Genomic DNA, 13,368 nt, shown 5'->3' with positions numbered 1-13,368 from the left:
AATTTTGTTTTAGGATAAACCGTTCTCAATTTAAAACAAGTATTTTTCATAAATCCATAGAAAGAATGGTGAATGCAAAACCGATTTATCAAAAAAACATAAAACAGATATTAAGTGTATAACTCAAAACTTTTAATCAAATTTTGGGTCTAATAAAAAAACGCTTAACTTAGTATTACAATAAAATCATATACAATGAAGTCACTAATTACAATAACAGTATTTCTCTTTTTTATGGGATTGTACTCTGGAAGGGCACAAAAGAACACTGTGATTGATAATTTCACTACTGAACAACGAAAACTTGTTCAGGAACAACGTGAGTTAATAAAAGCGAACAGAGAAGCATTCAAGGCATCACTTACCGCAGAACAACTTGCCATTTTAAAGGATGCAACCTTAAATCGACAAGAAAAACAAGCCGCATTAATCTCGACGTTTACTACAGTACAAAAAGATTTACTAAACGAAAACAAGGAAAATATTAAGGAATTAAAAAAGGATTTTAAAAACACCTTAACTAACGAACAGCGACAACAAATCCACGAACAAATGGGCAATAGAATTCGTGAAAATATAAAAGATTCCAGATTCCGTGATGTAAAACGTAACTAAATTTTTAATATTTTTATACTATTAAAGTAAGTGACTGAAAATTTCAGTCACTTACTTTTTAATTTTATAACTAAATGAAAAAACTCTTTTTACTTGCATTAATCCTCACATTTGCCTTAAAAACTTATGCCCAAGAAGCAAGTCCTAAAGAACAAGAAACCGATGAAATTATTGATGGACTATTAGAAAAAAATCAAAGCATTGAAGACTTTATAAAATCAATCTCTAAATTTCAATTTCTATATCTTTCAATGAATTATAACAACAAGACTTATTTTTCTGGTCGTGATATAGGCGTAAATCAATACAATTTAACTCCAAAAATCAGCTATCTTCATTCTTCAGGAATCTATGCCAGTGTCTCTGGTATTTACTATAGCTCCTTTAATCCAAAATGGGATTTAACTACCGCTACATTTGGTTTTGGCAAAAATTTTGGCAAACAAAAAATCTTTAAATACAACGCTTCTTATTCCAGATATTTCTACAACAACAATCTTAATAATGCCTATAGCAATGTGTTGAATGCGGGGCTATCGCTTCGAAACAAAAAAAGAAACTTTAACACACAGCTTTCAGTTTCTTATCTGTTTGGAAACGAAAATGGTCTGCAAATTGCCTCTACAAATTACGCTTTACTAAACATCATTAAAACTAAAAAAACACAACTGGATTTTAAATCCCAGCTGAGTATTGTAGCAGGAAATCAAACGATAGAATCATCAAGAACCTATTTCAATAATGGGTTTCCAATAACTGTTTATACCACTCATTCTACTTTTGATTTGATAAACACACAAATAAACATTCCGTTAGAATTAAATTATAAATCTTTTGATTTTGAATTGGGCTACAATATCAATTTCCCAAATGCCTTAAAAGGCGAATCAAATTTAAAAAACACCGATTACTTTAATTTTTCAATGGCTTATCTCATTAATTTATAACTAAAGTTATTTGTCAAATTTAAAAATACCTAAAGGAAAAAAGCTTATAAGAATGAGTACAAAACCTCATTTCTTATAAGCTTAATTTATTTAAAACAAATTTGTTGAACAATTAATTCATCAACAAAACAGCTCCATTACAAGGAATAGTTACTTCAATTTCCTGATTCTTTTTCAATTTTGTAGTGGTTAGATTTCCATTCAATTGCGCATCATCAGCGTATTGTTTCAATTCTGAACCTCCAGCAATCATAGGGAGTTTTACTTTAATTTTAACGGTTTCTTTCTGGGCATTGATTCCGGCCACATACCATTTGTTTCCATGTCTACGAGCTAATATGGCGTATTTTCCAGGATAACCATCAATAAAACGAACTTCATCCCAAGTGGTAGGTACTGCTTTCATAAAATCGATAGCCCATTGTGGAGCATCGGTTAAATTGTTTGGTGCCAAGGCAAAATGCTGTACCCCACTTTGAAACAAAACTGCCGTTGCCAAAGCATAAACATCTGAAGTCATTCGTTTCGAACCTTTGTTTGGCGTGTTTTTATCATTGTAAAATTTGTTCAGAGCACTTCCTCCAAAATCCATGCTTCCTACCGTATTTCGGATAAAAGTATGCAGCGTTGCGCTAAAAGCTTCTAAGCCGCAGCTTCCTTGTCCAAAAGAAAGATTCTCACTTGCCAGAACGGCTTCGCTTGAGGCATAATTAGGATACATTCTTTCCCAACCGCGAGGCAAAGTTGTTCCGTGGAAAATAACCATGATTCCGTAATCGTTAGCGTCATACAAGATATCTTCGTATAACTTCATCGTTTCTTGTTTGTCACCTCCAAAAAAGTCCACTTTGATTCCTTTGATTCCAATGCTTTTCATCCAAGCCATTTCTTTGCGTCGGGCAATCGTTTTATCCATAATTCCTCTCGGACTTTGAGGCGCATCATTCCAATATCCGTTAGAATTATACCATAAATACAAACCGACACCTTTGCTGGCCGCATATTTGGCTAAATCAGCTATTTTATCACGCCCTACCTGAGTATCCCAAAGCGCATCAACTAAAACGGTTTCATAACCCAAGTCGGCACTAAAATTGATATATCGTAGTTGTTCATCATAATTCATACTTTTATCCATACCAATAATCCAACTCCAGGTTCCCTTAGTGTATTGGTATTTTTGAGAAGCTTCATAACGAGGTTTCACCAAATCAAAAGGAACGGTGGTTGTAACGATAGGTTCCAATGTTTCTCCAATAGTAATCGTTCGCCAAGGTATTTCACCTGGAAGTCCAATTCCGGGAGTTGATGAACCAACTCCATTGTTTTCACCTTCCATTGGAAAGCCAATAGTATACAAACCTTTGTCGCGACCTATTAATCTACTAGCGCAATATTGACTGTCCACTCCAGTTTCTGAGATCAAGACCCAGCCGTTATTATTAACTTTGAAAAGACAAGGAAAAGTATAACCTTCACCTTTTCCATTTTCGCCCAAAGGCGCATCTATAGTATACGGAATCTCGTAACTAGGCATCGTTCTGGACCAACCCGCCATCGCTTTACTTTGAGCTGAAAGAAATGTAGTTGTTCCCGCAGGAAATAAAAACCCAGAGACTTCTTCCTTTACAACTGCTGAAAGTGTTCCTTTTTGTGGATATACTTTGTATCTAAAAGCCACATCGTTATTGCTCACTCTAAAAGTAATATCAATAACGGATTCTTTATTTTTTGTAAATGAAAACACCGTTTCATTGGCTACATAATGAACCTTGCTTTGTTTGATATTAGGCAATTCATAGCTTTCATCAATTTTGTTTTGGATTTGCTTCTCTTTTAGTTCTAAGCCTGTGCTAAAATCTCCTACATTGGTTTTTAATCCAATAGGCGATGGTTCTAAAAACAACTTTCCTTTGTAAGAAACACTATAAGTTGGCGTTCCATTATTTACGGTTAAGTTAACTGTAAGTTTACCGTCCGGACTCATTACAACAGCTTGTTGTGCTTGCGCATTAGCAACAAAAAAACTAAGTAACAAAAAGTAATACAATGATTTAAGATGAATAAATCGATGAGATTTTAAAATTGAAATGGTCATTTTTTAAATTTATAAATGGTTGGAAAAGCCAAAAATACCAAATATTTATTGGTTTCAAAATAATAAAGTGTAAATTATACACTATTTATTTAAAATGAAGAAAAAACTAACTAATACCTTTTTGACTTAATGAATTAAGTTTATGCTATTTCAACTATAAATCAAAATGCTGTTGTTTCCGAGATTCAGCCGTCCTTGCTTTCGCAGTCGAGTGTAAAATGTATGAAGAATCCGTAAAAAGAAAAACTGTTTGATCCGCCGCGGCGGAGAGTTTTTTTCTTTTAGGATTCGAAAACTAATTTGACCGACGAGAAAGCTAAGACTTGATTTTTTTGTTTCTTTTTTGATCAAGCAAAAAAGAAAAAGCATAAAAAAAGACAGCGGTCACTGTCTTTTAATATATCAAAAAATTAAATGGTTTATGGTTTCAAAACATCATTAGATGGTGCGTATTTTTTTTGCCATTCGGTATATTTATCGAGTGCTTTTTGAGGTTCATTAGTATACCAAGCATAGCCACTGCGACGCTCCACACTCACCTCAGCCAGTGAATACAACAACTCACTGTTGCGGTCGGAAAACAAAGGTTTATCAGTACCCAACTCATAATAACGGGTCCAAATAGGCGGAGCTGTCGAATCGACTACCACTCTAACATCGCGTTTTACTGTTTTGTATTTTGATTCGAATGCGTCAATATCAAAAGATTCTATTCGGGTGTTGTAAATTTTAGAATCAGCAAACCATTTTACAGCACTTTGAATCGACTGAACAATTCTTTCGCTTGGATTTTTAATTTTCATCAAAAACAAAACAATACCAACACTTTCGGCATTACAAATACTTGGCGGTTCAAATTTGCGTGCCCAGGCGGGAGCCAAAGTCTCTTCGTCATGTTGCTGACACCAGGCGGTAAGTCTGCCCTTATCCTTAATTTGCATGTTTAAAATACAATCAATTCCTTTATTGTAAGACTGCGTCACTTTAGACCTTAATGCTGTATCTACAAAAGAAAAATTGGGATTATTATTGACTATTTTGTCTAACAAATTGATAATTCCCATATAAGCGCCATCGTTGAAAGTAATATGACGACTGTAATTTTTTTCCAAAGGAAAATATTGTGGCCAGCCTCCATTAGCATATTGCGCATCAAGTATAAACTGAATTCCTTTTTCACAGGCTACTTTGTACTTTTCAATTTTAGTCGCAGTATAAATCTGAGCTAAATAATACACATGGGTATAAGTGGTTTCATTGTCAAAAGTAGTATGTAAAATAGCCTTGGTAGATGCTACTTTTTCGACTTGTTCTGGAGTTAAAATCGCCTTCATATCATAATTCTTAGGCCAGCCACCATTGGCACGCTGAAAAAGAATCATATTATCGGCAATTTTAGTGTAATCAGATTCGGGATATTTAGGTTGATTAGGAACTGGATCTACTAAATTAGTTGCATCTTTAATTCCGTACCAATGCCTTTCACTATCACCAAATGGTTTTGTAGTGATAACATCAGCATCTTTCTTATCCGATTGGGCATTTATAAAAGTACTCGATAACACGAATACGATAAGAAATACCAAAAAATTCCTTTTTGTTAGGGTCATGGTTTATATTTTTAGGGTTGGTTATAACTTAGAGTGTTAAAAACTGATTTGGTTTAAGCGCTTGGGGCGAAATTTGTATTTTATAAATAACTCCTTTAAACCAAGTGACTTTATTCATTCGTACACCAATGGAAGCCTGCCCTTGTTCAATAGGATTAAAAGTATAATTTTGCTGTAATTCCTGAGTTCCATTTACAAAGGTGGTCAAACTATTGGGTGTAACCACAAAAGCCACGTGATACCATTTCCCTAAAGGATGAATCAATTCTTCCTTGGCCAAAGCCAACTTCACTCCTCTCGAAGCCACAAAACCATCAAAATACCAATTGCTATCTACCACACGAATTTCTAACAACATTCGGTCGCCTGTAATTTCACCTATTTGCAAAATACGTTGTTCAAAAACACCATTGCTTTCTGGTTTAAAAATCATCTCGACAGTGAAGGATTCTATACCTTTTAGCGGCATTTCTTTTAGAAACAAGGCATCGTCAATTCCATTAAAAGCAACTGCATTTCCATAAGGAGAATTAAAAATTGTTGGATTTCCTAAAACAGTGGTTTGATCTGTTTTGTTTTGAAGCAAAGCTGCAACAAGCCATTCTGTCTTTTTATTCTTTTTAGTATCCGTAATTTGAGCTTTCGAAACAAAAGAAAAAACCATAAAAAGCAACGCTGTAAATACCGAAGTTATTTTCATTTTTTTAAGGTTTAAGGCTGTCTGTATTTAAAAACGAATATTTTCTAAATGCATTATGGGATAAAAAAATCTCCAGGGTTAGCTAACTCTGGAGATCTTAATTTGTTTATTTTATGTTTAGAATTTTACAGCGCCTTTAGGAACCTTTTCTCCGATGAAGGTTTTCTTAGAAAAATCAGTATTTGCCGAAGAAGACAATACAATTTTATCAGAAGCTTCTCCATTGATACTAACCGCTTTTGCTGATGTTGAGTTAAACTCAATATTTTTAAGCGACATATTTTTAACATTATAAACATCAAATATCGCACTGTCTTTTATATCCAAACTAACATTACTGATTTTAATACCATTGGCATCAACAATTGTAAAGCCTTTGTCAGCCTTTGCTTTCAAATTAGAAATTTCGATGTTTTCCAAATTCATTTCAGGCAAACCTTGTAAAAATACTGCTTGTGCAGCTCCTGCAATGGTGATGTTTTTGATAATAATATTTTTAAACTGTGGCGTTTTTTCATCAACAGGAATCATCTTATTCACAACAGGAGTTCCTCCTTCTTCTAAAGTTTCAGCAATAGATTTTCCACCATAATAAAGATCGAAAGAAATAGCTTGTGACGGAATATCAGTCATGAATATATCCGATATAAAAATATTTTCAACAACACCTCCACGTCCACGGTTACTTTTAAAACGCAATCCCACATCAGTTCCCATGAAAGAACAATTAGATACGTGCATGTTTTTTACACCACTGGACATTTCACTACCTACAGTAACACCACCGTGACCATGATAAACGATATTGTTTCTGATAATAATATTTTCGCAAGGTTTCTTACGATCACGACCGTCTTTATCCTTTCCTGATTTGATACAAATAGCATCATCACCTACATCAAAACTGGAATTTTCTACCAGTACATTTTTACAAGATTCTACATCAAGACCGTCTCCGTTTTGAGAAAACCAAGGATTGCGAACCGATACATTGCGAACAATTAAATCCTCAATCATCAATGGATGAATATTCCAAGCTGGAGAATTTTGGAACACAGGCCCATCAAATAAAACTCTTTTACTGTTTTGAATGCTTACCAATACCGGACGAAGAAAATCATGAATAGCCTCAAAATCTTCTTTGGTTTTTAAATCCAAACGTACATTTTGATCAGCTCCTACAGACGCTTTCATAAAAACTTCCGAAGGATACCAACTTTCTTTCTTCTCATTAAGAACGCCACCTGAAGCAACAAATTTCTTCCATTGCCCTTCTGTTAGTTTACTCTTTTTAACTTGTCTCCAAACTTCACCTGAACCGTCCCAAACTCCTTTACCTGTAAAGGCAACATTCTCTAGATTTTTACCATAAATAGGCGAAATACAACGCCAGGTATTTAATCCCTCAAAACTAGTTTCTACCAATGGATACAAACTTTTGTCTGGTGAAAATTTAATTAAAGCACCCGTTTGCGCATGCAATTCAAGATTGCTTTTCAAAATGATTGGTCCTGTTAACCAAATCCCGGGAGGGATAATCACTTTTCCACCTCCTTTTTTAGAAACGGCTTCGATAGCCTTAACAAATGCTTGAGTATTTAAAGTTTGGCCGTCACTTACAGCTCCAAAATCTTTGATATTTACCGAATTATTTGGAATAATTGGTTCTTTAACAATAGCCATTTTAAATTCAATCCCTTGATATATTCCATTGGATTTTGAATTTTGCGCTACACTATTTTCTGACCAGCTACAAAGCATGGTAACAACAGCAATAAGTACTAATTTAGTTTTCATTCTTGTTTTATTTGGGTTGTTTTTTTGGTTTCAATAATAAATGTAATCGATTGCCTTACAAATATATTTAAAATTAATTGTATTCTAACGTATCTTATCTCTGAACTCTGATTTTTAACAGAATGAATATTTGAAACTGCTTGTCTTTTGCGATAAGCTAAACTTCTAAAACACCTTTTTTTAATTTGGAAAAACAAAAACCCCTCTTTCCAATAACCAGAAAAGAGGGGTTTCCTATTTTATAAAAAATGGAATTAGGCTACTTTTTTCACCTTATGCCCAAAGACACCAAAGTAAAGAATAATCAGGAAGCACACTAATGGAATCAAATATCCCGATTGAATATCATCATGATTTATATCAATCAAGGTTCCCATTCCGTATGGTAAAATAGCTCCTCCCACGATAGACATTACCAGCCACGAAGAACCTGTTTCGGTATTGCTTTTCAAACCTACTAAACCTAAAGAGAAAATCGTTGGGAACATAATCGACATAAAAAATCCGATCCCACCCAACGCATAAATTATATAAATTCCTGATCCATAAATGGCAACTAAACAAAGTAAAACGTTTACTATACAATAAATAGAAAGCAATACATAATCTTTGATAAACTTTAAAAAGAAGGTTCCACTAAATCGACCTAGCATAAACATAAAACCATAAGCAGTTAAGTATAAAGCCGCAGTTTTTTCATCTAATCCAGCTTCTTTTTGAGCTATTCGGATAAAAAAACTAGTAACACAAACCTGTGCTCCTACATAAAAAAATTGTGCTACCACTGCCCAACTTAAATGTGAGAATTTCAAAACAGAGAAAAAACCAGGTTTAACTTCGACTTCTGTGTGTTTAGGTTTCATCGATGGCAAATGCATGAAATAAAACAAAATTGCCACTAAAACTAATATCGTTCCTAAAACAATATAAGGCAATTTTACTGCAGCTGCTTCAGTTGCTAAATAACTCAATCTTTCCACTTCAGGCATAGCTGCCATTTGCTCAGGAGTATGATTGACCCCCGAAAGTATAAAAACACCTCCCAAAAAAGGAGCTACGGTTACAGCCAAACCATTAAATGAGGCAGCCAGATTCAATCGTTTAGACGAAGATTCTGCCGGACCTAAAATAGCTGCATAAGGATTCGCACTGGTTTCCAGAATCGTTAATCCGCAACCAATGATAAATAAAGCAATTAAAAAAAGTTCATAGTTTCTGGTATCTGCTGCTGGCACAAAAAGAAATGCTCCTGCGGCAAAAACTAATAAACCAGTAATGATACTGTTTTTATAACCTATTTTTTTAATAATCATTCCAGCTGGAATCGCCATTATAAAATAGGCAAAAAAGATAGCAGTATCAATCAAAGTCGATTGTCTATTATTAAGCTGGCAAGCTTTTTTTAAATGCGGGATTAAAATACCGTCTAAACCGTGAGCCATTCCCCAAAGGAAAAACAAACTTGTTATTAAAATAAAAGGCAACAGATAATTTGGCCCTTGTCCTTTTTCTGTAGGTACTTCATGTATATCACCCATTTGATTGGTTACTTGCATAATTTATATTTATTGGTTGGTTAATTTTTTCTTTTTACCAGTAGCAAATGGTCACACACCATTACTACTTCGCCTCTTTGGTTAATAATTTCCAAATGTTCAGTCACCGTTCCCATCTCCGGTCTTTTGGCATCGCCTTTCTCTGAAATGGTAATCTCTGAGTGAATTGTATCGCCAATATGTACCGGTTTCACAAAACGCATTCTATCATACCCCTTAGAGAAAGCTTCCGGATTAATCTCTGATGCCGTCAATCCTACCCCAATGGCAAGCACCATCGTTCCGTGAGCAATACGTTGTCCAAAAGGCTGTGTTTTGCACCATTCTTCATCCATGTGGTGCGGAAAAAAATCGCCTGTGTGTCCTGCGTGCACCACAAAATCAGTCTCTGTGATGGTTCTCCCCAGCGTCACGCGCTTCTCTCCTAATTGGTACTCTTCAAAAAATGTTGACTTAAAATACATATCGAGTTATAAGTTTAATTGTAAATAATTTTTGGGCGTTTTAACACGCTTTCCGCTGTATCTTTTTATTTTGTCCTTCGACAAGCTCAGGATGACAAAATAAAAAGGATGCCGCTTCAATCGTTAACGCAGCCGTTTGTTGCTATAAATCACGTTGTGGAATTCCACCATTTTTGTTGCTAATATAACAGGCTTCTACCACTTTCATAGTACCCAGCACATTTTCTACACTAGCATACAATTCAGTATCCGAACCTTCTTTGTAACGCATCAGGTTAGCCATCGTACCCACAAAAGCTTCCGGAAACCAGGAACCTTCCAGTTGTACTTTCTTCCATTCGTATTGTCCAGCTTCATTTTGAACTGAATATTCAAAAACATCTTCCAGACCAGCCGGATAGTTCATCAACAAGCCCATTTTAGCTTTGATAGCACCCTTAGTTCCTTCCCATTTAATGTAGCTTTCTTCATGTTCCGATCCAAAATGATGATCGTGATTGGTATTGATTACCGCACGCATCGTATCGCCATAATCCAAAATAATAGTCGAACGCGAAGACGATAGATCCTTCAACGGATGTCTCCAGGTTTTAGCCAAAACACTTTTTGGATCTCCAATAAACGAACGAATACAATCCACATAATGTACACTGTGGAATAAGATCTCTAATCTAGGATGTACTTTAACCAATGGAAACAATTCCCAAGGCGTATTCACAGTCACTTTGAACTCCAAGTCATACAATTCGCCAATGATTCCTTCATTAATTAAATGACGAGCCGCCGACACAAAAGGAGCAAATCGCAATTGGAAATTAATAGCGCCTACCAGATTCTTTCTTTCACAAACTTCCAGGATTTCTTTGGCTTCAGCCAAATCATTTCCCATTGGTTTCTGAATCAAGACCGCAGCACCATCAGGCAACTGCTCCAATATTTCAATATATTGTTCCGGCATAACGGTAATATCGTAAACAGCATTGGCAGGAGCATGTTGAACAGCATCCGCCACTGTTTCAAAAGCATGAGGAATCCCAAATTCAGCAGCCATAGCCTGGGCTTTGGCAAAAGTTCTGTTGGTAATCCCAAAAACTTCGAATCCTGCCATTTTATAAGCAGGCAAATGCGCATCTTTTACAATTCCACTAGCGCCAATAATTACTATGGGTTGGTTGGTTCTTGGCAGTTCTGGTCTATAAGGAATTTGCATAATTATAGTATTTTTTCAATTTCAATTTGTGTGTTTTTTAATAAGTCAGCCGATGGAATGTTGTTTTTCAATGCCTGTAAAACCATCTGGTCTATCAGTATGGCAATGTCTGGCCAAACTGCTATTTGAGGCAAAGTCAACGCATTCTCGTGCAAACTTTCTAACTTGTGGTAATAAGGAATGGTGGCGTTAATTTCGGCATCTTTCCATGTCGATTTTCTGCAGCCGATTCCGCCTTCATTTGTCAATAATTTGTCACTTTCGGCAGTGGTGGCAAATCGTAAAAAATCATAGGCTAATTTTTTATTTTTACTTCCTGCTCCTATGGTGTATAACCAATAGACATTTAGTGAAGCGGTTTTTCCACCAACAGCAAAAGGCAGGGTGGTAACATCTACTTTTCCTTTTACTTTCGATTCGGCAATAACTTCACACATCGAAGCAAAACCAAACCAGTTAATTGTCAATGCGGCTTCTCCATTGGCGAAAGCCATTCCTGCTTCGACCGAACCAAAATCGGCAGAACCGGGATGAACGGCAGCCGTATTTTTAACAATATAGCGGTAATAATCTAAGGTATCAATTGCTGCTTGTGTGTTGATGTTTATCTGATTTTCGGCATTCAACAAGGAACCACCACGGGTCCACAAATGCAAACAAAAGTCGAAAACCATGTTGTGCCCATCAGGATAATTGGCAAAAACGCAGCCGTATAAATTTTCGCTTGGACGATTAAAAAAAGTAGCGATTTGCTCGAATTCCATCCAGGTTTTAGGTGGATTCAATTCGTAACCAAACTGCTTTTTAAAATTCTCTTTTTCTATCGGATCTTCGAATAAATCTTTTCTATAAATCAAACATTCAGGACCATCGTGAAAAGGCAAACCATAAATCCCCCCGTCAATTTCCTGTAAATGTAACAAGGAATTGTGCCAGCCTTCAGGGAAATCCTGAGGTGCTTTTTTAGCAATAAAAGGCGTTAAATCCTGAACTGCATTGGCCTGAGCCGCATCAAAAATCCAGTCGGTGTTAATGTGGGCAATATCCCAATCGCCTTTTTTCAAACCGCCTTCGCTAATGGTTTGCTCATACAAATCATGCAATTCCATTGGCACCATTTCGACCGAAATACTGATATCGTTTTTTAAACAAAACGCATCCCATAGTTGCTGCATGGCGCTTTCAAAAGGCCCAAATTTCCTAACCGCGATTCTAAATGTTGTGTTTTCCATTAGCAAAGATTAAATTCTTTTATGATGCTTTCGTTATCCTGACCCAACTTTGGCGAAGCTTTACCCGAAGTAAACAATTCTCCATCAATTCTAATAGGACATCGGGTGGTTTTATAATTATAGCCATCAAGCATTTCCACTTGTTGAACAAAGTCTAAAACCTGAAATCCTTCCTGAGCAAAAAGCTGCTCATAATTCAATACATTGGCACACCAAATATCAGCCGGTTCTAAAATATTTAACCAATATTCTGAATCCTGCGTTAGTAAATGAGCTGCCAAAATGGATTTGATATCGTCTCTTAAAGTAAATTTATTTTCTGGAAATTGCTTCAATGCTTCACAAGATAACAATTCAGCTAAAACAGGAATCGACCCCATGGCCAAACTCATGTACCCATTTTTAGTCTGGTAAATTCCGTAAGGCGCACCTAGATAAGCATTGGCATTGTTTGTTTTGGTTCGAACAGGCAATTCGCCACCGTCATTGAAGAAAGTGGTTATAGTTTCAAACTGAAAATCAAACGCCGATTCCAGCATACTTACTTCTACCAAAGCGCCTACATTTTGAGTCACTTTTCGATACAAAGCAGCCAAAATTCCCTGAGTCAAATGTGCTCCCGCTAACATATCCACAATGGACAATCCCATCGGAACCGGGCCATCGCCTTCGTTTCCTGTTAACCAGGTCAAAGCCGTTAACGATTGCAACAGTAAATCCTGTCCCGGCAAATCTTTAAAAGCACCTTTTGTCCCAAAGCCACTTATCGAGGCATAGACTACATTAGGATTTATCTTTTGTACTTCTTCATAACTCAGTCCAATGCGTTCCATAACGCCTGGTCTGAAATTATGCATCACCACATCGGCTTTTGCTAATAATTTCTTCAATTTTGCTAATTCTTCCGGCTGTTTGAAATCAATAGCAAAAGATTCTTTATTTCTATTTATCGTATGAAAAACGGAGGATTCTCCGTTCATGATCAAATCCGAAGTATATAAGGTTCTGCAAATATCACCTGTTCCGGGTTTCTCGATTTTAATGACACGAGCACCCAAATCGGCCAAGCGCAAACTTGCCGAAGGCCCCGAAAGAAACTGGCTGAAATCTATTATTAAATAATCTTCTAATGGTTTCAT

General features: G+C 36.0%; 11 protein-coding genes and 1 pseudogene. 3 read left to right on the top strand and 9 right to left on the bottom strand.

Features of this window, described 5'->3' with window-relative positions; translation table 11 throughout:
• From GTZ96_RS01300 to GTZ96_RS01290, 3 genes and pseudogenes are all read left to right on the top strand, one after another.
• Positions 1–122 (top strand): annotated as a pseudogene (locus GTZ96_RS01300) (IS1595 family transposase); the annotation flags it as partial.
• Positions 123–195: 73 nt separating this feature from the next.
• The gene (locus tag GTZ96_RS01295; protein WP_161640568.1) at positions 196–615 is read left to right on the top strand and encodes a hypothetical protein; all 420 of its coding nucleotides are present in this window, start codon (positions 196–198) and stop codon (positions 613–615) included.
• 74 nt (positions 616–689) lie between these two features.
• Positions 690–1,562, top strand: coding sequence for a hypothetical protein (locus GTZ96_RS01290; RefSeq protein ID WP_161640567.1), 873 nt, complete (start codon positions 690–692; stop codon positions 1,560–1,562).
• 112 nt (positions 1,563–1,674) lie between these two features.
• Here the strand turns inward: GTZ96_RS01290 and GTZ96_RS01285 are convergent, their stop codons facing one another.
• The 9 genes from GTZ96_RS01285 to GTZ96_RS01245 form a co-directional block, all read right to left on the bottom strand.
• Positions 1,675–3,660, bottom strand: coding sequence for a glycoside hydrolase family 97 protein (locus tag GTZ96_RS01285; RefSeq protein WP_161640566.1), 1,986 nt, complete (start codon positions 3,658–3,660; stop codon positions 1,675–1,677).
• Positions 3,661–4,079: 419 nt separating this feature from the next.
• The gene (gene pelA / locus GTZ96_RS01280; RefSeq protein ID WP_161640565.1) at positions 4,080–5,270 is read right to left on the bottom strand and encodes a pectate lyase; all 1,191 of its coding nucleotides are present in this window, start codon (positions 5,268–5,270) and stop codon (positions 4,080–4,082) included.
• Between the two features lie 28 nt (positions 5,271–5,298).
• The gene (locus GTZ96_RS01275; RefSeq protein ID WP_161640564.1) at positions 5,299–5,970 is read right to left on the bottom strand and encodes a LamG domain-containing protein; all 672 of its coding nucleotides are present in this window, start codon (positions 5,968–5,970) and stop codon (positions 5,299–5,301) included.
• Between the two features lie 117 nt (positions 5,971–6,087).
• Positions 6,088–7,767 (bottom strand): glycoside hydrolase family 28 protein, encoded by a 1,680-nt coding sequence (locus GTZ96_RS01270; RefSeq protein ID WP_161640563.1) that lies wholly within the window; start codon positions 7,765–7,767, stop codon positions 6,088–6,090.
• A 254-nt stretch (positions 7,768–8,021) separates the two neighbouring features.
• Positions 8,022–9,323: an L-fucose:H+ symporter permease gene (gene fucP / locus GTZ96_RS01265; RefSeq protein ID WP_161640562.1), complete on the bottom strand. Its 1,302-nt coding sequence runs from the start codon at positions 9,321–9,323 to the stop codon at positions 8,022–8,024.
• 20 nt (positions 9,324–9,343) lie between these two features.
• Positions 9,344–9,787, bottom strand: a complete 444-nt coding sequence (locus GTZ96_RS01260) for a MaoC/PaaZ C-terminal domain-containing protein (protein WP_161640561.1) — start codon at positions 9,785–9,787, stop codon at positions 9,344–9,346.
• A 142-nt stretch (positions 9,788–9,929) separates the two neighbouring features.
• Positions 9,930–10,997: a Gfo/Idh/MocA family protein gene (locus GTZ96_RS01255; RefSeq protein ID WP_161640560.1), complete on the bottom strand. Its 1,068-nt coding sequence runs from the start codon at positions 10,995–10,997 to the stop codon at positions 9,930–9,932.
• Positions 10,998–10,999: 2 nt separating this feature from the next.
• Entirely contained in the window at positions 11,000–12,229 is a 1,230-nt protein-coding gene (locus GTZ96_RS01250) for an extracellular solute-binding protein (RefSeq protein ID WP_161640559.1), read from the bottom strand.
• On the bottom strand, positions 12,229–13,368 hold the full coding sequence (locus GTZ96_RS01245; RefSeq protein ID WP_161640558.1) for a CaiB/BaiF CoA transferase family protein: 1,140 nt from the start codon (positions 13,366–13,368) through the stop codon (positions 12,229–12,231). The genes GTZ96_RS01250 and GTZ96_RS01245 overlap by 1 nt, the downstream gene beginning before the upstream one ends.

Origin of the sequence: Flavobacterium undicola (genome assembly GCF_009909155.2) — a bacterium.
Lineage (GTDB): Bacteria > Bacteroidota > Bacteroidia > Flavobacteriales > Flavobacteriaceae > Flavobacterium > Flavobacterium undicola.
Note: the sequence above shows the minus strand (reverse complement) of the source record. Positions and strands in the feature narration are given on the sequence as shown.